At 66.0% G+C, this 19102-nt stretch carries 18 protein-coding genes and 1 pseudogene; 8 read left to right on the top strand and 11 right to left on the bottom strand.

Translation table 11 applies throughout. The annotated features are described in order from the left end of the window. Positions 1-104 precede the first annotated feature (104 nt). Both paaI and paaK read left to right on the top strand, forming a co-directional pair. A complete protein-coding gene (paaI, locus tag EEB15_RS01560; protein ID WP_141508014.1) occupies positions 105-500 on the top strand; it encodes a hydroxyphenylacetyl-CoA thioesterase PaaI in 396 nt (131 codons plus the stop codon). Then, the gene (paaK, locus tag EEB15_RS01565; protein ID WP_141507765.1) at positions 497-1795 is read left to right on the top strand and encodes a phenylacetate--CoA ligase PaaK; all 1299 of its coding nucleotides are present in this window, start codon (positions 497-499) and stop codon (positions 1793-1795) included. The genes paaI and paaK overlap by 4 nt, the downstream gene beginning before the upstream one ends. On the opposite strand, the gene EEB15_RS01570 is transcribed toward paaK, so the two are convergent. Genes EEB15_RS01570 through EEB15_RS01585 form a run of 4 tightly spaced genes read right to left on the bottom strand, consistent with a single transcriptional unit; the run spans position 1792 to position 6476 of the window. Next, on the bottom strand, positions 1792-2847 hold the full coding sequence (locus EEB15_RS01570) for a DUF3108 domain-containing protein (RefSeq protein WP_141507766.1): 1056 nt from the start codon (positions 2845-2847) through the stop codon (positions 1792-1794). The two genes, paaK and EEB15_RS01570, sit on opposite strands and share 4 nt — an antisense overlap. Beyond that, complete coding sequence (locus EEB15_RS01575) at positions 2826-4586, bottom strand: M61 family metallopeptidase (RefSeq protein WP_141507767.1); 1761 nt, start codon at positions 4584-4586, stop codon at positions 2826-2828. Before EEB15_RS01575 ends, EEB15_RS01570 begins: the two co-directional genes overlap by 22 nt. Continuing rightward, positions 4583-5314, bottom strand: coding sequence for a DsbC family protein (locus EEB15_RS01580; protein WP_141507768.1), 732 nt, complete (start codon positions 5312-5314; stop codon positions 4583-4585). The genes EEB15_RS01575 and EEB15_RS01580 overlap by 4 nt, the downstream gene beginning before the upstream one ends. 10 nt (positions 5315-5324) lie before the next feature. Next, on the bottom strand, positions 5325-6476 hold the full coding sequence (locus EEB15_RS01585) for an FAD-dependent monooxygenase (RefSeq protein ID WP_141507769.1): 1152 nt from the start codon (positions 6474-6476) through the stop codon (positions 5325-5327). Positions 6477-6506: 30 nt separating this feature from the next. Between EEB15_RS01585 and EEB15_RS01590 the strand changes: the two genes are divergently transcribed. Beyond that, positions 6507-7367: an MOSC domain-containing protein gene (locus EEB15_RS01590; protein ID WP_141507770.1), complete on the top strand. Its 861-nt coding sequence runs from the start codon at positions 6507-6509 to the stop codon at positions 7365-7367. Here the strand turns inward: EEB15_RS01590 and EEB15_RS01595 are convergent. Further along, complete coding sequence (locus tag EEB15_RS01595) at positions 7342-9222, bottom strand: 7TM diverse intracellular signaling domain-containing protein (RefSeq protein ID WP_158289958.1); 1881 nt, start codon at positions 9220-9222, stop codon at positions 7342-7344. The two genes, EEB15_RS01590 and EEB15_RS01595, sit on opposite strands and share 26 nt — an antisense overlap. 31 nt (positions 9223-9253) lie before the next feature. Between EEB15_RS01595 and ychF the strand changes: the two genes are divergently transcribed. After that, positions 9254-10345 carry a redox-regulated ATPase YchF gene (ychF, locus tag EEB15_RS01600; RefSeq protein WP_141507772.1) on the top strand — a complete coding sequence of 364 codons (1092 nt, stop codon included), beginning with the start codon at positions 9254-9256 and terminating at the stop codon, positions 10343-10345. Here ychF and EEB15_RS33550 read toward each other — a convergent pair. The 4 genes and pseudogenes from EEB15_RS33550 to EEB15_RS01615 all read right to left on the bottom strand — a co-directional run bounded on the left by EEB15_RS33550 (position 10335) and on the right by EEB15_RS01615 (position 13476). Then, positions 10335-10625: a hypothetical protein gene (locus EEB15_RS33550; RefSeq protein ID WP_158289959.1), complete on the bottom strand. Its 291-nt coding sequence runs from the start codon at positions 10623-10625 to the stop codon at positions 10335-10337. The genes ychF and EEB15_RS33550 overlap by 11 nt on opposite strands. Before the next feature lie 25 nt (positions 10626-10650). Continuing rightward, positions 10651-10977: pseudogene (locus tag EEB15_RS34550) on the bottom strand (adenosine deaminase); the annotation flags it as partial. 12 nt (positions 10978-10989) lie between these two features. Beyond that, on the bottom strand, positions 10990-12942 hold the full coding sequence (locus tag EEB15_RS01610) for an acetate--CoA ligase family protein (protein ID WP_141507774.1): 1953 nt from the start codon (positions 12940-12942) through the stop codon (positions 10990-10992). A 66-nt stretch (positions 12943-13008) separates the two neighbouring features. Beyond that, positions 13009-13476, bottom strand: coding sequence for a YqaA family protein (locus EEB15_RS01615; protein WP_141507775.1), 468 nt, complete (start codon positions 13474-13476; stop codon positions 13009-13011). 128 nt (positions 13477-13604) lie between these two features. Between EEB15_RS01615 and dusB the strand changes: the two genes are divergently transcribed. From dusB to purH, 3 genes are all read left to right on the top strand, one after another. Next, a complete protein-coding gene (gene dusB, locus EEB15_RS01620) occupies positions 13605-14657 on the top strand; it encodes a tRNA dihydrouridine synthase DusB (protein WP_141507776.1) in 1053 nt (350 codons plus the stop codon). An 82-nt stretch (positions 14658-14739) separates the two neighbouring features. Beyond that, complete coding sequence (locus EEB15_RS01625) at positions 14740-14976, top strand: Fis family transcriptional regulator (protein ID WP_141507777.1); 237 nt, start codon at positions 14740-14742, stop codon at positions 14974-14976. 21 nt (positions 14977-14997) lie between these two features. Next, positions 14998-16569: a bifunctional phosphoribosylaminoimidazolecarboxamide formyltransferase/IMP cyclohydrolase gene (purH, locus tag EEB15_RS01630; protein WP_141507778.1), complete on the top strand. Its 1572-nt coding sequence runs from the start codon at positions 14998-15000 to the stop codon at positions 16567-16569. Here the strand turns inward: purH and hemL are convergent. Together hemL and EEB15_RS01640 are read right to left on the bottom strand one after the other, a co-directional pair. Then, positions 16559-17857 carry a glutamate-1-semialdehyde 2,1-aminomutase gene (gene hemL / locus EEB15_RS01635; protein WP_141507779.1) on the bottom strand — a complete coding sequence of 433 codons (1299 nt, stop codon included), beginning with the start codon at positions 17855-17857 and terminating at the stop codon, positions 16559-16561. The genes purH and hemL overlap by 11 nt on opposite strands. A gap of 5 nt (positions 17858-17862) precedes the next feature. Next, on the bottom strand, positions 17863-18801 hold the full coding sequence (locus tag EEB15_RS01640) for a bifunctional hydroxymethylpyrimidine kinase/phosphomethylpyrimidine kinase (RefSeq protein ID WP_141507780.1): 939 nt from the start codon (positions 18799-18801) through the stop codon (positions 17863-17865). Between the two features lie 115 nt (positions 18802-18916). Here EEB15_RS01640 and EEB15_RS01645 point away from each other — a divergent pair, with 115 nt between their 5' ends. Further along, positions 18917-19069 (top strand): rubredoxin, encoded by a 153-nt coding sequence (locus EEB15_RS01645; protein ID WP_255466278.1) that lies wholly within the window; start codon positions 18917-18919, stop codon positions 19067-19069. Positions 19070-19102: the final 33 nt, after the last annotated feature.

The raw sequence follows: 19102 nt of genomic DNA on the forward strand, positions 1-19102 counted from the left end.
AAGGGGGCGCCACCAGCGGCCCGGCAAAGCCGGTTCCGCGGTGGCCCCCGAATGGGATCACTGACATGAACGAACGTGATCTGGCCGCGCGCGTGGGCGAGACGATGTTCGCGGCCGACCGCGCCAGCCGCGACTTCATGGGCATGGAACTGGTGAGCTGCGAACCGGGCCGCGCAGTGCTGCGCATGACCGTGCGCGAGTCCATGCTCAACGGGCACGACATCTGCCATGGCGGCCTCATCTTCACCCTGGCCGATTCGACCTTTGCCTTCGCCTGCAACAGCCGCAACAACGTGACGGTGGCGGCGGGTTGCAGCATCGAATTCCTCAAACCCGTGCAACGGGGCGACGTGCTCACTTGCGAGGGCATCGAGAAGACTCTGCAGGGCCGGCACGGCATCTACGACATGACGGTCACCAACCAGGCCGGTGAAACGGTCGCGATGTTTCGCGGCAAGAGCACGCAGATCAAAGGCAACGTCGTCGCGGGGTTGGCATGAACACATTCCCGCTGGAGCCCATCGAGAAAGCCGGCGTCGACGAGCTGCGCGGGCTGCAGCAAAAGCGCCTGAAGGCGACCCTGCGCCATGCCTACGACAATTCGCCGGTCTACCGCGCGAAGTTCGACGCGGCGGGGGTCCACCCGGACGATTGCCGCACGCTGGCGGACCTGGCGAAGTTTCCCTTCACCACCAAGAGCGACCTGCGGGACAGTTACCCATTCGGCATGTTCGCGGTGCCGCGCGAGCAATGCGCACGCATCCATGCCTCGAGCGGCACCACCGGCAAACCCACCGTGGTGGGCTACACCAAGAACGACATCGACACGTGGGCCCATGTGATGGCGCGCAGCATCCGCGCGTCGGGCGCGCGGCCGGGCGACCTGGTGCACGTGAGCTACGGCTACGGGCTCTTCACCGGCGGGCTGGGCGCGCACTATGGCGCAGAAAAACTGGGTCTGACAGTGGTTCCATTCGGCGGCGGGCAGACCGAGCGCCAGGTGCAACTGATCAACGACTTCCGCCCCGACATCATCATGGTGACGCCAAGCTACATGCTGGCCATCGCCGATGAATTCGAGCGGCAGGGGCTGGACCCGGCGAAGGCCAGCCTGCGCCTCGGCATCTTTGGCGCGGAGCCCTGGACCAACGACATGCGCATGGCTATCCAGCAACGCATGAACATCGAAGCCGTGGACATCTACGGGCTTTCGGAAGTGATGGGCCCGGGCGTCGCTAACGAATGCGTCGAGACCAAGGACGGCCCCACGATCTGGGAAGACCACTTCTATCCCGAGATCATCGACCCGGACACGGGCGCGGTGCTGCCGGACGGCGAATTCGGCGAACTGGTCTTCACCAGCCTCACCAAAGAGGCGCTGCCCATCATCCGCTACCGCACGCGCGACCTGACGCGCCTGTTGCCCGGCACGGCGCGCACCATGCGCCGCATGGAAAAGATCACCGGCCGCAGCGACGACATGATGATCGTGCGGGGCGTCAATGTCTTTCCGACGCAGATCGAGGAGCTGATTCTGAAGCGCGCGGAACTCGCGCCGCACTACCTGTGCATCCTCACGCGTGAGGGGCCGCTCGACGCACTGACGGTCGCCGTCGAAGCGCGCCATGATGTGGCGCAGGATTCCGAACAAGCCCAGGCGGCGGCGCAGCAACTGGCGCACGATATCAAGACCTTCATCGGGACGTCCGCGAAGATCGAAGTGCGCGCGGCGGGCGGGATCGAGCGCAGCGGGGGCAAGGCGAAGCGAGTCCTCGACCAACGCAAGGGTCTCTAGCGCTGCTCGATCTTCAACACCATCAAATCGAGATGGGCCTCGTCGCCCATCTTCACGCGGATGCGCACCGGCAAATACTGCAGGCTGGGCGCGAACCACATCTCGGCGGTGATGTTGCCGCGCGGGTTGGCGATGGGACGGGGCTTGAGGTGAAACGCCTCGATCGGGCCGAGCTCGGGCAGCTGGAGCGTTTCGCGCGCGACCACGTCGTAGGTCCACAGGTCCACCGCCCCCGGCCGCGCCATCCAGAAGCTCACGCTGCGGCCCACCTCCAGCGTCTCCTGCCCGCTCGAGAAGCGGTGGCTGAGCTCGACGAATTGGCTGGCCGTGTCCTGCACACCCGCCGGCCGGGGCACATTGCGGCCGTCGTGCAGCACGATGGCTTCGGCGCCCAATCGCACGCCGCGGGTGCGATTCGGTTGCGATTCTTCGTACGCCTTCGGTGCCAGGCCCTGGGGGGTGACTTCGCCCTGGCTCGTCATGCTGACGGACAGCACAGTGAGGTCGATCTCCACCCGCGTTTGATAGTTGCCCTCCTGGCGCTGCCATTGGACGCGCGCGTTCCCATGAAGATCGCCGCGCCAGTAGCCGCCCAGGCGGTAGTTCAAGCGCGTATCGGCGGGCCAGCTGTCCAGTGCACCAACAGCGGCGGAGGCGGGTGATCCAGGCGCATTGGCGGCGGCAACGGTTTCCTGCGCGGCAGGCGGCACAGGCTCGGGGGGCGGCGGCGTTACGGGGGACGAGGCGGGCGGTGCCGGCGCAGACGCTGAAGGCGCCGCAGGCACGGGAGCGGGCTTGTTGTCGATCGCCGCGACCGCCACGCGCCGCGGCTTCGGACGCGGGGCGACATGAACCACAGCCTGGGGTGGAACGGTCACCGTTTCGGGGCGCAGCAATCGGGTGAACATCGGCGCGGCCAGCGGCCGCAGCCGAGGCGGCGACTCCAGCTCGCGCGCCAGCCATTGCAGCACCAGCCCGTGAAACACCAGCACGGCCACCAGCAGCGCCAGCAGCCGGCGGCCGGTGTGGCTCAGGCGTGCGAGGCCAGCCATGGCTGGGCCCGGGCCGCGTCGCGCAAGACCAGGCGCCATGTCGTGACAGCCGGCGGCAGGTTCAGTTCCAGGCGCAGCATCCGCCGGTCACGCGCGACCAGCGCGGTGACTTTCTTATGGGCGCCCGCATAGAACAGCAGGTCGTCCAGCTTGGTCAGGCGCCACCCTGTACCGGCGACCTCGACGCCCAGCCACTCGTCGTTGGCGGCGATGCCTGCCTGTTCGGCGGCGCCGCCTCGCAGCACGGTCTTGACCTGGATCCCGGACGCCTCGGTGACGCGCACGCCCAGGCGCTGCTGCAGTTGCGACGGCTCTTCCAGCACGCCGATGCCGTGCGGCTGCAGCACGTCCTCCAGCGGGAGCTCGCGCGTGCCGTGCACCCAGGCGGCGATCTCACGGGTGAAGGCGCGTCCGCCCAGCTCCTTGAGCACGGCCGCGAAGTCGGCTTCGGTCATCGGGCCGGCCTTGCAACGCACCCACAGCGCACGCATCACCTCGTCCAGGTTGGTGTGGCCCTCGGCGCGCAGCGTCAAATCGAAGCACAGCGCCACCAGCGCGCCCTTGGTGTAGTAGCTCACGGTGGCATTGGCCGTGTTCTCGTCCTGCCGGTAGTACTTGACCCAGGCGTCGAAGCTGGCCTGTGCCACCGCCTGCACTTCGCGTCCGGGTGTCTGCAGCACCTGGTTGATGGTCTTGTTCAGCAGCTTCAGGTAAGTCGCGTCGTCGATCAGCCCGCCGCGGCGCAGCAGCAGGTCGTCGTAGTAGCTCGTGAACCCCTCGAAAAACCACAGCAGCTGGGTGTAGTTTTCCCGGCCGTAGTCGTAGTGCGTGAATTCCGCGGGCCGCAGGTGCTTCACGTTCCAGGTGTGGAAGTACTCGTGGCTGATGAGGCCCAGCAAGGTGACGTAGCCGTCGGTCATGCGCGCCTCACCCAGGCGCGGCAGGTCGCGGCGCGAGGCGATCAGCGCCGTGGAGTTGCGGTGCTCCAGCCCGCCGTAGCCGTCGTCGACGGCGTTGAGCATGAACAGGTAGCTCTTGTGCGGCGGGCGCTTCCGGTCGTGCCAGAAGCGGATCTCGGTCTCGCAAATCTTGTGCACGTCGGCCAGCAGGCGCGCGCTGTCGAAGGATTCGACCGCCCCGGCCACCACCAGCCGGTGCGGCACGCCGCCGGCCTTGAAATCGGCGCTCCAGAAGGTGCCCATCTCCACCGGACAGTCGACCAGTTCGTCGTAGTCGGCCGCCAGATAAGTGCCGAAGCCGCGCTTGCCGACCTTGTGCGGGGCCAGGCCGGTGGCGGCTTCCCAATGTGCGATGCCCTTGCCGGCCACCAGCTCGAGCGAGTGCACGACGCTCTCCTGGCCGTGCACCTTCAGGCACAGGCTGGTGCCGTTGAAGAAGCCGCGCTGGGTGTCGAGCCAGGCCGTGCGCACCGAGTTGTCGAAGGCGTAGACCTCGTACGTCAGCACCAGCGGGCTGCTGGGCACGCACTCGATTTGCCAGTTGTGTTTGTCGACCTGCTGTACCGCGACGGCGCGGCCCGCTTGCCGGGCGGCCAGGCGCTGCAGGTTCTTGGAGAACTCGCGCACCAGGTAGCTGCCGGGGATCCACACCGGGAGCGACACGCGCTGCTGCGCGGCGGGCTGGTCGATGCTGAGGGTGACGCGGAACAGGTGCGCGTGCAGGTCGGCCGCTTCGACGCGGTAATGCACGCTTGCGCCGCGGGGCGAAGAGGAGGTCACTGCTTGATGTCGGCCAACAGCTTCTCGACGTCCGCCGCGGCGATCGCGCCCGGGACGCGGGTGCCGTTGGTGAAGATCATGGTCGGCGTGCCGGTGATCTTGTACTTGCGGCCGAACTCGACGTTGCGGCTCACGGCCGCGGTGTCGCAACTCGCGGCGGCGATGCCCTGGTCGCGCACCATGTAATCGAGCCAGGCCTTGCCCTTGTCCTTGGCGCACCAGAGGTTGCGCGACTTGGCGTCGGAATCGGGGCCCAGGATGGGGTAGAGGAACATGTAGATGGTGACGTTGTCCACCTTCTGCAGGTCGCGCTCGAAACGTTTGCAGTAGCCGCAGTTCGGGTCTTCGAACAGCGCGACCTTGCGCTTGCCGTTGCCGCGCACGATGGGGAACGCGTCCTTCAGCGGCAGCGCCGCGAAGTCGATCGCCATGAGTTTTTCGGTGCGCTCCTCGGTCAGGTTGCGCTGCGCCTTGGCGTCGATGAGCTGGCCATGGATGACGAAGTTGCCCTCGGCGTCGGTGTAGTACACGTCCATCCCGATGCGGATCTCGTACAGCCCCGGCATCGGCGTGCGGGTCACCTCGTCGATCTTGCCCATTTGCGGCAGCCGGTCGGCCAGGTTCTTGCGGATCGCCGCTTCCTGGCCCTGCGCATGCACTTGCGTTGCCGCGGCAACGAGCCCGACGGCCAACAGCGTTGCCAACACAATGTTCTTGATCGATTTCATTCTTTGTCCATCACTTCAAAATCTGCCCCATGGCCCGGCGCGCGACCCAGGCCTTGAGTGGCCCGCTGCGGTCGAATCCCGTCATGCCCCAATTGCGCAGGCCCCGCCACGGCTCGGCCTGCTGCGCAAACAGCTGCTGCAGGCCGTCGGTGGTGGCGCTCATTGCCAGCACGTCGGCCTTGCGTGAGCGCTCATACCGCCGCAGCAGCCGCAAGTCGCCGGCGCCGCGCCAGTATTCGCGCTCATGCAGGACCTTCGCCAATTCCCTCGCATCCGCCAGCCCCAGGTTCAGCCCCTGTCCGGCCAGGGGGTGCACCGTGTGGGCCGCGTCGCCCGCCAGCACCCAGCCCGAGTGCACCCCGGGAAGCAAGCTTCCCGGGGACCCCGCTTGCCCGCACCATCGGTCGGCCTGCGCCAGCTGCAGCGGCCACACGGCGCGCTCGCTGGCCAAGACCATCTTGCCCAGGGCACCCTGGCTGGCCGCCTCGACCTGCGCCGCGAATGCCGCGGCGTCCAATGCCTGCAGCGCCGGAGCGCGTTGCTCTTGAACTGACCAGACAACGGCCACCGAGTTCCCGGCCGCGCCGCCCAAAGGCAGGAATGCCAGGATTTCGCCTTCGGCGAACCACTGGCGCGCCACCTGCCCATGGGGTTTTTCACAGTGCATGCGCGCCGCGATGGCCCGCTGCGAGTAGGGCGTGACGTTGTACTGGACGCCGAACTCCGCCCGCGTGATGCTGGCCTTGCCCTCGCACACCGCGGTGAGCGGCGCGGGCTGGGCGGTGTCCAGCCATTCGACCAGCGGCTGGTAGCGCAAGGCATCGGCCAGGCGCTCCTGCAATGCCTGGACCTCGACGATCCACGCCAGGGCCGGTGCCCCTTCGCCCGCGGCGCTGAACTGCACGTGGCCACCGTCGTCGCCATGGACTTCCATGGCGCGCACCGCGGTGGCATGTTGTTCGTCGGGCCATGCCCGCACGGTTTCCAGCAGTTCCCTGGACGCGGTGTTGAGTGCGTAGGCGCGTACGTCGCTGGCCGCACCGCCGGGAAAGTCGGGGCCGCGCACGAGGCCTACGCGCAGGCGCTCGCGCGCCAGCAAAAGAGCCAGGGTGCGGCCGACAATACCGGCACCGCGGATACAGACATCGAGGGCTTGCGGCATAGAGGGGATTGTAGGAGGCACAATTCCTTCATGAACTCCACCCCCGACGTCACCGCCCGCATCGCCCGCCTGTTCATCTACCCCGTCAAGTCCTGCGCGGGCGTTGAAGTGAGTGAGGCGGTGCTGACCGAAACCGGGCTCGACCTGGACCGGGCCTGGATGCTGGTGGACGAGGAGGGCGAGTTCGTGAGCCAGCGCGAATTGCCGCGCATGGCGCTGGTCAAGCCCCAGCTCAAGCACTATGAAGTCGTGCTGCGCGCACCCGGCATGCTCGCGCTGCACCTGCAGATCGACGCCGTGGAAGCCCCGGCGCGCGTGCGGGTGTGGGACGACGAGGTGAATGCCTACGACATGGGCGACACCGCGGCCCAGTGGTTCAGCGATTTCCTGGGCAAGAAGCTGCGGCTGGTGCGTTTCGATCCCGAGCAGCGCCGTGTCTCCAACCGCAAGTGGACCGGCGACGTCGAAGCCCTCAACCAGTTCAGTGACGGCTTCCCCGTCCTGGTGGCGAGCGAGGCTTCGCTGGCCGAGCTCAATCGGCGGCTGGCGGCCGCGGGCCACGCCGAGGTGGGCATCGAGCGCTTCCGGCCCAACATTGTCCTGGCCGGCGTGGATGCGCATGACGAGGACCGGCTGGACACGATGCGCATCCGTGCCGACGAGGAAGTGCATCTGCGGCCGGTCAAGCCCTGCCCGCGCTGCCCCATCCCGAACATCGACCCGGCCACCGCCCAGAGCAGCCCCGAGGTCAGCGACACACTGCAGGCCTATCGCAAGAACGACGTGGTGGGCGGCGCCGTGACTTTCGGCATGAACGCCATCGTGCTGCAGGGGTTGGACCAGACCCTCAGGGTCGGCCAGTCCGTCACTGCCGATTGGCGCTTCGAGTAAAGGGCGAAGGCGACACGAGCCCGACCGGGCCGGCGCGCGGCGGCACGCTGTCGGATTCCAGCAGCGACGAGTCCGAACTGAGCGGCGCGGGCTCCGTGTTCTGCGGCTCCAGAAAACGGATCGGACGGCGGGTGCGCGGCGACATGCCACGCAGCAGCCCGTCGAGCGCTTCCACCAGCTCGGGCGCTTCAGCCGCGCGTTCTTCCAGCAGCACGGCCGCGATATGGAACTGGAGCGTGACGTCGGGCTTGAGTCCCTGCAGCGGCATGAGGCCGGCGGCGATCAGGCGCGCGGCGCGGTCGGTGACCGCGATGCGGGAAGAGACACCTTCGAGGATCAGGCCGAAGCGGGCCTCGCCGATGCGGCTCACGGTGTCCACGTCGCGCAGCAGGCGCCGCAACTTGATGACGCTTCGCAGCAGGCTTTGTTCGGCAACCGCCGAGCCATAGTAGTCCTTGATGCGCGGGTAGTTCACGAGGTCTATGAATACCAGTGCCGAATTTTCCTTGTCGCGCTTGTAGCGCGCCACCACTTGCCTCAGGCGGTCATGGAACAGGTGCGGCGCCAGCAGCCCGGTGAGCGCGTCCTGGCTGGAGAGGGCCTGCTCGCGAATTTCCGCGCCGTGGCGTTCACGCGACCGGATATTCAGCGCCACCAGCAGGAGCGGCACCTGCACGGCCATCGCGACGACGATCGCGTACTGCGTGGCGAACGACACCGGCAGGAGGCCGAACAGCCGCGCCAGGGGCATGGTCAGCGTCAGGGCGTAGGGCAGCGACGCGGCCAGTACCCAGGCACCGACCACGTCACCCCTGCGCCATCCCGCCACGGCGATGGCCACGCTCATGGCCGAACTCGCCAGGATGTAGGCCGCAAGCATCGCCAGCGCCACCGGCTTGTCCAGGAACGGGTACAGGGCGGCCATGCCGATCCCCGCCAGCCCGGTTGCGTACACCACGCGGTCCATCACCGCATGCCGGGCAGAAATGCCGGTAAGGCCGCGCACGAAGAGCAGTGCCGCCGCCACCGCCAGGATCGCGAGGGCGGCCGGCGGGGCGTCGCGCAGCGCGCCGAATCCCGGCCACAACAGGTGGGCCGCCACACCGGTGTATGCGCCGACCCCGAGCATCGTGGTGAGGGCGTACATGGCGTACCAGGCGTAGGCGGCGTCGCGGTAGATCACGCTTTGCGCCAGGCAGACCGCGATCAGCAGCATCAGTGCGCCGAAGGTCAACCCGAGCGCGAGGTACTCGATCTGGATGCGCTGGTCATAAGCGACCTCCGACATCAGCTGGACCGGGAAATTGGCGCTGGTGAGGTGGCGGATGCGCACATAGACATCGCGTGGCTGGCCCGGTGGCAGGTCGAGCCGGAAGTGCGGGTAGCGGCCCGGCTCCGGCCATGCGGCAACGGCGACGGTGTCCCCGGCGGTCTCGGCGAGCCACCGCCCGCCGGCGTCCTGCTGGTAGACCGTCACGGCGTCGAGCGCCGGCATCGGAAACGCCAGCACCCAGCCATGGCGCTCGCTGCGGCCCCGCACCAGCCGCAAGTGATACCAGAGCGTGCCGTGCTCGCCCAGGGCATAGATGTTGTCGGCGCGATTGGGCAGGAAAAGGGCCTTTCCGTGCAGCAGCACCTGCTCGAGCGTGACGGTGCCGGCGGGGTCGACCCAAACCTGGCCGATCTCCAGCGCATTGAAGGCCGACTGCGCGTCGCCCAGCGGGAGGGCGGTGGGCACGGCGGCGGCCGCGCTCCCGAGCCAGAAAGCGCAGAGCGCCAGGGCGAATAGTTCACGCAGGCGGCTCGCCAAGAGCCCGGCCAGCCGGTCCCCGGCCTCGCGCCAGTCGCATGGCATACACTTCCGGGCTCGGTTTTCTGGAACAGCCATGAGTTTGAAGTGCGGGATCGTCGGTCTACCCAATGTGGGGAAATCCACCTTGTTCAATGCGTTGACCAAAGCGGGCATCGCCGCGGAAAACTACCCTTTTTGCACGATCGAGCCCAACGTGGGCATCGTGGAACTCCCTGACCCGCGCCTGGCGAAACTGGCTGAAATCGTCAAGCCTGAACGCATCGTGCCAGCCATTGTCGAGTTTGTCGATATCGCCGGCCTGGTGGCGGGCGCCAGCAAGGGCGAGGGGCTCGGCAACCAGTTCCTGGCCCACATCCGCGAGACTGACGCCACGCTGAACGTGGTGCGCTGTTTCGACGACGACAACGTCATCCACGTCAACGGCAAGGTCGACCCGATCTCCGACATCGAGGTGATCCAGACCGAGTTGTGCCTGGCCGACATGGGCACCGTCGAAAAGGCGCTGCACCGCCACAACAAGACGGCGCGCTCGGGCGACAAGGAAGCCGCCAAGATCGTCGCTGTGCTGGAAAAGTGCGAGGCCGCGCTGAACCAGGGCAAGGCCGTTCGCACCATCGCCTTCAGCAAGGAAGAACTGCCGCTGGTCAAGCCGCTGTGCCTCATCACCGCCAAGCCCGCCATGTTCGTCGGCAACGTCGACGAGAAGGGCTTCGACAACAACCCCTACCTGGATCGCCTGCGCGAATACGCTGCGGCGCAGAACGCGCCTGTCGTGGCGATCTGCGCCAAGATGGAAGCCGAAATGGCCGACATGAGCGACGAGGACAAGCAGATGTTCCTGGCCGAGATCGGGCAGGACGAGCCGGGATTGAACCGCCTGATCCGCGCGGCGTTCACGCTGCTGGGCCTGCAGACCTACTTCACCGCGGGCGTGAAGGAAGTGCGCGCCTGGACCATCCACGTCGGCGACACCGGCCCGCAGGCGGCCGGCGTGATCCACACCGACTTCGAGCGCGGCTACATTCGCGCGCAGACCATCGCGTTCGACGACTTCATCGCGTTCAAAGGCGAGCAGGGCGCGAAAGACGCGGGCAAGATGCGCAGCGAAGGCAAAGAGTACGTCGTCAAGGATGGCGACGTCATGAATTTCCTGTTCAACGTCTGAACGGCGCGAACCCTGCTGGCGCCGGACCGACGCGCTCAAATTCATCTTCGAACGTCCTCAGCATGGCGGCTTTTTCCGCATCTCCCGTGTAGCTCGAACGGACCGCGTTGAGGATGACTTGCCGGATGTCGGACGGCGTGAATCCGACACCCAGGATGGCGTGCAGGCACTCGTCGGTGAGCGTGGTCCGAAACAGCGCCGGATCGTCTGTGTTCAGGGTGACGACGCAACCGGCATCGAACAGGCGCTTGGCGGGGTGCGCTTCGTAGGAGGGATACACCCCTAGCCAGCGGAAGCCCGCGATTCAGATAGAACTGCGGAGTCCAGGTCACTTCGGCATAGCGCACGTTCTGCTCCGCCAGCGCCGCCGATAGGTCGGCGACTGCCATGTGGAAGTCTTCCGGCCGCTGCAGGCATTGGACTCCGAGTCGAAGCATGTTCGCAAAGTCGTTAAAGGTGCGATAGCGGTAATAGGGCTGGGATTGCTCGGGCGTGGAAAACGGCAGGCGAACCTTGTTCCGGTCCGCCAGGCGCAACAGGGTTCGAGGCCTGAGCGACCCTTCCAGGTGCACGTGCAATTCCGCTTTCGGCAAGGCCTTCGGATAGGCGCGAAGCGCGGTGAGGTCCGGCATGGGACCGAACTTTTATCGGATCGGCACCAACGCATCGGCGACGCTCGCGTCCAGCAGCAGCCCTTTGCCCAGCGCCGCGCTTTCCACGGTGGCCCCCGCGCCAAACACCGCCTTCGCCTTCGCAAGCAGCGCCGGATCCGACACATCGACGATGACCCGGTGGGGAGACAGGTGCGCACTGAAACCGAGCCAGGCTGCGCCGTCCATGCGCGAGGACGCCGGGTCGCGGGCCTCGGGCGGCCGTGTGTCCAGCACCAGCACATCGCAGTGGTCCACCGGCCAGCCTCGATTCAAGATGCCCTTGTCGCTCACGCAGATCACCATGGCTTCGACGCTCTGGTCGTTGCAGAGCATTCTTGCGCCGGCAAACGCGCCGGCGGCGTCATTGCACACGAGCTCCCGGCCCACATGAACCTGGTTTCCGCAAACCAGGCCGGCGTTCACTCCTTTGGCGAGCAAATCGCGATGCAAGGCCGGCCCCGCACCATCCGTGGCCGCTTGCGCGCCCACGACGACCGCCACCGGTATGCGCCCGTCCGTGCCGCCAAGCAGGCTGGCCAGCATGGGCTTGTGCATGGTCGTGAACATCTGGGGCTGCGCGTTGACCTCGCAGATGGAGGCGCCGCCTTCCAGCCATGAACGACCAATGTCCGGAATGAGCAGGTCGACACCGGCAACGTCGAGCCGCAAAAGGCGCGTCGCCCGTACCGCGAGGGAGAGATTGTCCGGGTGCACGTGGTCCAGGGGCACGGGTGTGGGCACGCCTCCCGACGCGACGTTCGAAGCGCTTCGCAGCCGGACGAACCGGCCCGCGCCGGGGACAGATTCCCAGTCGAGGTCTTGTTCGACGAGGAGCCCAAGCGCCTCCTTGTCGTCCGCAATCCCGTGCAGAAACCGCCGATCGTCCGCCGCGTGTTTTCGATCCAGGTTCTGCCGTTCGAGCAGCCCTTTCACCGAGTCGACGCCGTTCCCCGTCACGCCGCCGGGCACGCGCTCCAGCACGCCGTGGACTTCGCCGTGCACCACCTGGATGCGAAAGTCGCGGCCGTTGACGTGCCTTTCGACGAGGACCTGTTTCGAGAGCGCAACCGCGTTGGCGTAGGCCTCGCGCACTGCCGCGGCGGTACGGATGTTGACCCAAACGCCTTTCCCGCCGTCGAGGTCGATGGGCTTGACGACGACCGGGTAGCCCATTTTTTCAGCCGCGGCCACAGCTTCCCGTTCATTGTGAACTGCGACATGTTCCGGGACCGGGACGCCGTTGGTCCGCAGCACCGCCGCGCCGTCGACCTTGTTGCGCGCCAGGTTCGTGCCGATCTTGGAGGTCTGGTCGGTGAAGGAGCTTTGAAGCCAGCGCCCCTTGGCGCCCCAACCGAAAAGGAAGATGTCGCCTCTCAGGTGCGCCCAGGGCACGCGCAGTTCGTCGGCCGCCGCGAGGAACCAGGCCGGGTTGAACCCGCGCATGCCGGTGTGCTTCAGGCTTTTGAGGAGCTGCGAAAAGTTGGTGTTGAGACCTTGACGGGCGTCCGCGGACTTCGCGTCGATTCCGAACAGGTTGATTGCGCCGATAACGAAGTTCACCGCGCTCGTCGCCGCTCCATGCTGCATGCACGGCTGCTGGATCAGGTGCAGGGTGCCACCGGGCCGCTGCACCACGGACGCGCGTGCGGGCTGGAACACCGAGTGCGATCCGGCCCGAAGAAGGGCTGTCGGCCACATCAGGAGGCGCGTCACCACGGGGTCGCTGCTGCGCTCGGCGGCGAGGGCGGTGGCATCCGGCCCGACAAGGCCCGAGAGGATGGAGTCAAGTTCGAGCAGCCCGTGTTCGTTTGCTTTGTCCGCGTGCACCGCATATTGCAGCGACGGCTGCCGCACACCCCACGCGTAGCCCTGGAATGTCATTGCGTTGCCAACCGGCTTGACGACGTGCGCGAACTCGGTTGACTGCGGGGGTACTTGGCTCATGGGTCGCTTGCTTTGGACGGCGTTGGCTCATTTTCGCCCAACTCCCCGCGACACCTTTCGCAAGCGCTAATTCGGCAACATCCGCAGCAAGATCGGCGTCATGATTGCGTAGCGCAGGAACTTGCCGACCAGCATGTAACCAACGCATGGCCAGAACGAAAGCCTGAGCCACCCCGCCACGGCGCACAACGGATCACCGACAAGCGGCAGCCAGGCCAGCAGGCAGGCCTTGGGTCCCAGCCGTTCGAGCCATTCGATTGCCTTCAGGTGCGACTTGGACTTGCCGTATTTGTCGGCCACCTGGTGCGCGCCGTATCCCATCCACCAGTCGACGATGCCACCCAAGGTGTTCCCGGCGGTGGCCACGAAGACAGCGCTCCAGAACAGCTCGGGATTGAGCATGAGCAGGCCGACCAGGGCTGGCTCCGAACCCACGGGCAACAGTGTCGCGGAGATGAAGGCCGCGACGAACAGCGTCGTCAACCCATAGCGCGGCAACGCGAGCAGCGCCAGGATGGGTTCGAGCCAGGTCATGCCGGATTATGGTGATGCGCGGCACCGTGAACCTGTAGGCGCATACGCAGTTCCTTTATTTCAATGGCTGAAATGCGGCGGGCATACAATCGTGCCTCATTTTTCAGCAGCCCCGCCTCTCCTCTCCCATGAACATCGGCCCCCACCAACTTGCGAACAACCTGTTCGCGGCGCCGATGGCGGGCGTGACGGACCGGCCGTTCCGGCAGTTGTGCCGCAGGCTGGGTGCGGGCTATGCGGTGAGCGAGATGGTCACGTCGCGCCGCGACCTCTGGAACACGCTCAAGACGTCGCGGCGCGCCAACCACGAGGGCGAGCCCGGCCCGATCGCGGTGCAGATCGCCGGCACAGACGCGGCGATGATGGCCGAAGCCGCCGTCTACAACATCGACCGCGGCGCGCAGATCATCGACATCAACATGGGTTGCCCGGCCAAGAAGGTCTGCAACAAGTGGGCGGGTTCCGCGCTGATGCAGGACGAAACGTTGGCCGTCGCGATCGCGCAGGCGGTGGTGGAAGCGGCCGCGCCGCACGGTGTGCCGGTCACGCTGAAGATGCGCACGGGCTGGTGCCAAGCCGAAAAGAATGCGGTGCGCCTCGCGCGCCTCTTCGAGGGCGTGGGCGTGCAGATGCTCACGGTTCACGGCCGAACGCGCGAGCAAGGCTACGGCGGCCAGGCGGAGTACGACACCATCGCCGCGGTGAAGGCTGCCGTGCGTGTGCCGGTCGTGGCCAATGGCGACATCACGACACCGGAGAAGGCACGCGAAGTGCTCGCCTTCACCCAGGCCGACGCGGTCATGATCGGGCGCGCGGCGCAAGGCCGGCCGTGGATCTTCCGTGAGATCGCGCATTTCCTCGCGACGGGCACGCACCTGGCCGCGCCGCTGGTCGGCGAAGTGCGGCGCTTGTTGCTGGAGCATTTGCAGGACCACTACGCGCTCTATGGCGAGTTCACCGGCGTGCGCAGCGCGCGCAAGCACATTGCCTGGTACGTGAAGTCGCTGCCGGGTGGCGCCGAGTTCCGTGCGCGCATGAACACAATCGAGGACTGCGTGGCCCAGTTGCACGCGGTAGCGGAATTTTTTGATGAATTGGGCAGCGGCGCGGACCGCATGCCCAACGCAGGGTTGGCGATGCAAGACGATAACGAACAAGAAGCAGAGGAAGTCAACGCATGAGCGCTGCGATGAACCGCTTCGAGCAAGCTCGCGCCCCCTTGGGGGGCAGTGCTGCCGCCTTGGCGGCAGACGTGGGGGCTCGATGAGCAAAAAGCACATAGAAGAGTGTGTGCGCGCGAGCCTGGAAGGCTACTTCCGGGACCTGCGCGGCACCGAGCCCGACGGCATGTACGAGATGCTGGTCAAGGTGGTTGAAAAGCCGCTGCTCGAAGTCGTGATGGCGAAAGCCGACCAGAACCAGTCCAAGGCCGCGGAATGGCTCGGGCTGAACCGCAACACCCTGCGCAAGAAGCTGGTCGAACACCGCTTGCTTAAGTAACAAGACAACCAAGACGCATCCATGCAAGCACTCATTTCCGTCTCCGACAAGACCGGCATCGTCGAATTCGCCCAGGCGCTGCACGCGCTGGGCATACGGCTCATCTCCACCGGCGGCACCGCCAAGCTGCTGGCTGACGCCGGCTTGCCGGTCACCGAAGTGGCCCAGGTGACGGATTTCCCGGAGATGCTGGACGGCCGCGTGAAGACGCTGCATCCGAAGGTGCATGGCGGGCTGCTGGCGCGGCGAGAACTGCCTGAGCACATGGCGGCATTGAAGGCGCATGGTATCGACGAGATTGACCTGCTGGTGGTCAACCTGTACCCGTTCGAGGCCACGGTCGCCAAGCCCGGCTGCACGCTGGAAGATGCGATCGAGAACATCGACATCGGCGGCCCGGCGATGGTCCGGTCCGCGGCCAAGAACTGGAAAGACGTGGGCGTGCTGACCGACGCGTCGCAATATGCGCTCGTGCTGGACGAACTCAAGACGGCGGGCAAGCTCTCGGACAAGACGCGCTTTGCCCTGTCGGTCGCCGCGTTCAACCGCATCAGCAACTATGACGGGGCCATCAGCGACTACCTCTCCAGCATCCTGGAAGAGGGCGGCCGCAGCCTGTTCCCTTCGCAAGCCAACGGCCGCTTCGTGAAGCTGCAGGACCTGCGTTATGGCGAGAACCCGCATCAGCACGCCGCGTTCTACCGCGATCTCCACCCCGCTCCCGGCTCACTCGTCACGGCGCGCCAGCTGCAGGGCAAGGAGCTGTCGTACAACAACATCGCCGATGCCGATGCCGCGTGGGAATGCGTGAAGGGCTTCGACGTGCCGGCCTGCGTGATCGTCAAGCACGCCAACCCGTGCGGCGTGGCCGTGGGCAAGGACGCGCTCGAGGGCTACACCAAGGCGCTCAAGACCGATCCGACCTCGGCCTTCGGCGGCATCATCGCGTTCAACCGCGTCGTGGACGCCGGCGCCGCGCAGGCGGTTGCCAAGCAATTTGTCGAAGTGCTGATGGCGCCGGAATTCACGGCCGAAGCGTTGGAAGTATTCAAGGCCAAGGCCAACGTCCGCGTGCTCCAGATTGCCCTGCCTCCGGGCGGCCCGGCGGATTGGGACAACGGCCGCAATGCGATGGACGTCAAGCGCGTGGGATCGGGCCTGCTGATGCAGACGGCCGACAACCGCGAAATGACGCTGGGCGAACTGAAAGTCGTCACGCAGAAGCAGCCGACGCCCGAGCAATTGCAGGATCTGCTTTTCGCCTGGAAGGTCGCGAAATACGTCAAATCCAACGCCATCGTCTTTTGCAAGGACGGCATGACCATGGGCGTGGGCGCGGGCCAGATGAGCCGGATCGACTCGGCCAAGATCGCGAGCATCAAGGCAGCGAATGCGGGCTTGTCCCTGCAGGGCACCGCGGCGGCCAGCGATGCATTCTTCCCCTTCCGCGACGGCCTCGATGTGATCATCGACCAGGGTGCCAGCTGCGTGATCCAGCCGGGCGGCAGCATGCGCGATGCCGAAGTCATCGCCGCCGCCGACGAACGCGGCGTGGCGATGGTGTTCTCAGGCGTCAGGCATTTCAGGCATTGAGGCTGGCAAAGACCGCTTTCGCCGCTGAAATTGTTTCAGCGAGGTCCGAGGGCGTGTGGGCCGCGCTTACAAATCCGGCTTCGTACAGGGCTGGTGCGATGTAGATGCCGCGGTCCAGCAGCCCGTGGAAAAGCTGGTTGAAGCGCGGACTGTCGGTCTTCATGACGGCCGGATAGTTCTGCGGCAGTTCGGGCAGCAGAAAGAATCCGAACATCCCGCCTTCGCAGTCGGCGCTGAAAGCAACACTTTCTGCCGCAGCGGCTTGGCTGAGACCATCGACCAGCGACCGGGTTGCGGCCGCGAGACCATCAAAAAATCCCGGTTTCTGTATTTCTTTCAAAGTGGCGAGGCCACAGGCCGTGGCCACCGGATTGCCCGACAAAGTGCCCGCCTGGTACACCGGCCCGAGCGGCGCCAGATGCTCCATCACGGCCCTCGGCCCGCCGAACGCGGCGAGCGGCATGCCGCCGCCGATCACCTTGCCCATCACCGAGATGTCGGGCTTGAAGCCGGGGATCGCCTTCGCATAGACGCTCTGCGCGCCGCCCAGCGCGACGCGGAAACCGGTCATCACTTCGTCGAACACCAGCAACGCGCCGTGCTGGGTACACAGCTCGCGGCAGCGCGTCATGAAAGGCACGCTGGCCCGCACGAAATTCATGTTGCCCGCGATCGGTTCGATCACCAGGCATGCGAGGTCCTTGCCATGCAGCGCAAAGGCTTCTTCGAGCTGGGCGACGTTGTTGTATTCGAGGACCAGCGTGTGCTGCACCACTTCCGGCGGCACGCCCGCACTGGTGGGGTTGCCGAAGGTCGCGAGGCCCGACCCGGCCTTCACGAGCAGGGCGTCCGCGTGGCCGTGGTAACAGCCTTCGAACTTGATCAGTTTGCTGCGGCCCGTCGCGCCGCGCGCAAGCCGGATCGCGCTCATCGCCGCTTCGGTGCCCGAGCTCACCAGGCGCACCATTTCGATGGACGGCACCAGCTTCACGATCTCTTCGGCGAGCTCCACTTCGCGCTCGGTCGGGGCACCGAAAGAGAAGCCCTCCAGTGCGGCCTTCTGCACCGCTTCCACCACGGCCGGGTGGCCGTGGCCGAGGATCATCGGCCCCCACGAGCCGATGTAATCGATGTAGCGCTTGTCGTTAGCGTCCCAGAAATACGCGCCCTGTGCGCGGGCGACAAAACGGGGCGTGCCGCCGACGGCCTTGAAGGCGCGCACGGGCGAGTTCACGCCGCCGGGGATGAGCGCTTTCGCGCGCTCGAACAACATTTCGTTCTTGTCCATGAGGGTCAGTGTTTCGTATCGCGCGCTGGCATGTCGAAGACTTGCAGGGCCTGCGCTTCTTCGTCGGTGAGTTGTTGCGTTTCGCCTTCGGGCTGGGCCCAGAACAGGCGGTCGGGAACGACGTTGCCCATGCCGGGGCGAAAGCCCGCATCGAGGCAGCGGTCGAGGTAGCTGAGGGCTTCGGTGGCCGCTGCCGCGAGATCGGTCCCGCTTGCAACCAGCGCGGCCAACGCCGCCGACAGCGTATCGCCCGCGCCGGAAAAGATCGCTTCGAAGCGCTCGAACTTCTCGCTGCCGATCACGGCCTGCGGCGTCGCCAGCACGTTGTCGATGTATTGCTCGGGCAGCGGGATGCCGGTGACCAATGTATAGGGCACGCCCATCTCGGAGGCGGCCTTCGCGATGTCGCGGGCGGTGGGGCTGCGGTCGCTGTTCCAGTCGGGCAAGAGCCAGCGCCACAGCGTGCTGTGGTTTCCCACCAACACGGTGGTCTGCGGCAGCATCAGCTCGCGGAAGGCGTCGAGGTACAGGTCGATCTGTGTTTCGTCCCACCAGGAGAGGTTCGGCATGTAGGCAATGAGCGGCACTTCCGCGTAGTCGGCTGCGATCTCGGCGATGGTGCTGATCGCCTCGGGGCTGCCGACGAAGCCGACCTTGAAAACCTGCACCGAAACATCTTCGAGGATGGCGCGTGCCTGTTCGGCGACGGCTTCTTCCTCGAAGGCGAAATGGTCGAATACCTCGGCCGTGTCGCGTGCATAGGCGCCTGTTACAACTGGCAAGGCGTGCGCGCCGACCGACGCAATCGCGGTTACATCTGCCGCGAGTCCGGCCGCGCCGCTGGGGTCGCTGGCGTTGAACACCATCACGCACGCGGGGTTCGAATCGTCGTCGTCGCCTTCAGGCGAGGCTTCGGTGTCGATGGGGATGTTGGGGTTTGTCATAGGCCTGAATCTTCCAGCCGTTGGCACGCTGTGCGGTGGTGCGGCGAAGGGCCTCGATACAATCGTTGCATTCTATTCGAAGGCCCTTTAAGCTGTGACTGAAACGAAAACCTGGATGTGTCTGATTTGCGGGTGGATTTACGACGAAGCAGCCGGAGCCCCCGATCATGGCATCGCACCCGGGACCTTGTGGTCTCAGGTTCCGATGAACTGGACTTGCCCCGAGTGTGGTGCCCGCAAGGAAGATTTTGAAATGGTGCAGATCTAAAGGGCGGCGTTGTTACATCTTCGGATGATGCCG

Source organism: Ramlibacter sp. WS9 (assembly GCF_003797765.1).
In the GTDB taxonomy this organism is placed as follows: Bacteria; Pseudomonadota; Gammaproteobacteria; order Burkholderiales; family Burkholderiaceae_C; genus Ramlibacter.

Bases quoted from the DNA above. Each gene is read 5' to 3' on its own strand.
- paaI (WP_141508014.1), top strand. From the start codon at position 105: ATGTTCGCGGCCGACCGCGCCAGCCGCGACTTCATGGGCATGGAACTG.
- paaK (WP_141507765.1), top strand. From the start codon at position 497: ATGAACACATTCCCGCTGGAGCCCATCGAGAAAGCCGGCGTCGACGAG.
- EEB15_RS01570 (WP_141507766.1), bottom strand. From the start codon at position 2,847: ATGGCTGGCCTCGCACGCCTGAGCCACACCGGCCGCCGGCTGCTGGCG.
- EEB15_RS01580 (WP_141507768.1), bottom strand. From the start codon at position 5,314: ATGAAATCGATCAAGAACATTGTGTTGGCAACGCTGTTGGCCGTCGGG.
- EEB15_RS01585 (WP_141507769.1), bottom strand. From the start codon at position 6,476: ATGCCGCAAGCCCTCGATGTCTGTATCCGCGGTGCCGGTATTGTCGGC.
- EEB15_RS01590 (WP_141507770.1), top strand. From the start codon at position 6,507: ATGAACTCCACCCCCGACGTCACCGCCCGCATCGCCCGCCTGTTCATC.
- EEB15_RS01595 (WP_158289958.1), bottom strand. From the start codon at position 9,222: ATGCCATGCGACTGGCGCGAGGCCGGGGACCGGCTGGCCGGGCTCTTG.
- ychF (WP_141507772.1), top strand. From the start codon at position 9,254: ATGAGTTTGAAGTGCGGGATCGTCGGTCTACCCAATGTGGGGAAATCC.
- EEB15_RS01610 (WP_141507774.1), bottom strand. From the start codon at position 12,942: ATGAGCCAAGTACCCCCGCAGTCAACCGAGTTCGCGCACGTCGTCAAG.
- EEB15_RS01615 (WP_141507775.1), bottom strand. From the start codon at position 13,476: ATGACCTGGCTCGAACCCATCCTGGCGCTGCTCGCGTTGCCGCGCTAT.
- dusB (WP_141507776.1), top strand. From the start codon at position 13,605: ATGAACATCGGCCCCCACCAACTTGCGAACAACCTGTTCGCGGCGCCG.
- EEB15_RS01625 (WP_141507777.1), top strand. From the start codon at position 14,740: ATGAGCAAAAAGCACATAGAAGAGTGTGTGCGCGCGAGCCTGGAAGGC.
- purH (WP_141507778.1), top strand. From the start codon at position 14,998: ATGCAAGCACTCATTTCCGTCTCCGACAAGACCGGCATCGTCGAATTC.
- hemL (WP_141507779.1), bottom strand. From the start codon at position 17,857: ATGGACAAGAACGAAATGTTGTTCGAGCGCGCGAAAGCGCTCATCCCC.
- EEB15_RS01640 (WP_141507780.1), bottom strand. From the start codon at position 18,801: ATGACAAACCCCAACATCCCCATCGACACCGAAGCCTCGCCTGAAGGC.
- EEB15_RS01645 (WP_255466278.1), top strand. From the start codon at position 18,917: ATGTGTCTGATTTGCGGGTGGATTTACGACGAAGCAGCCGGAGCCCCC.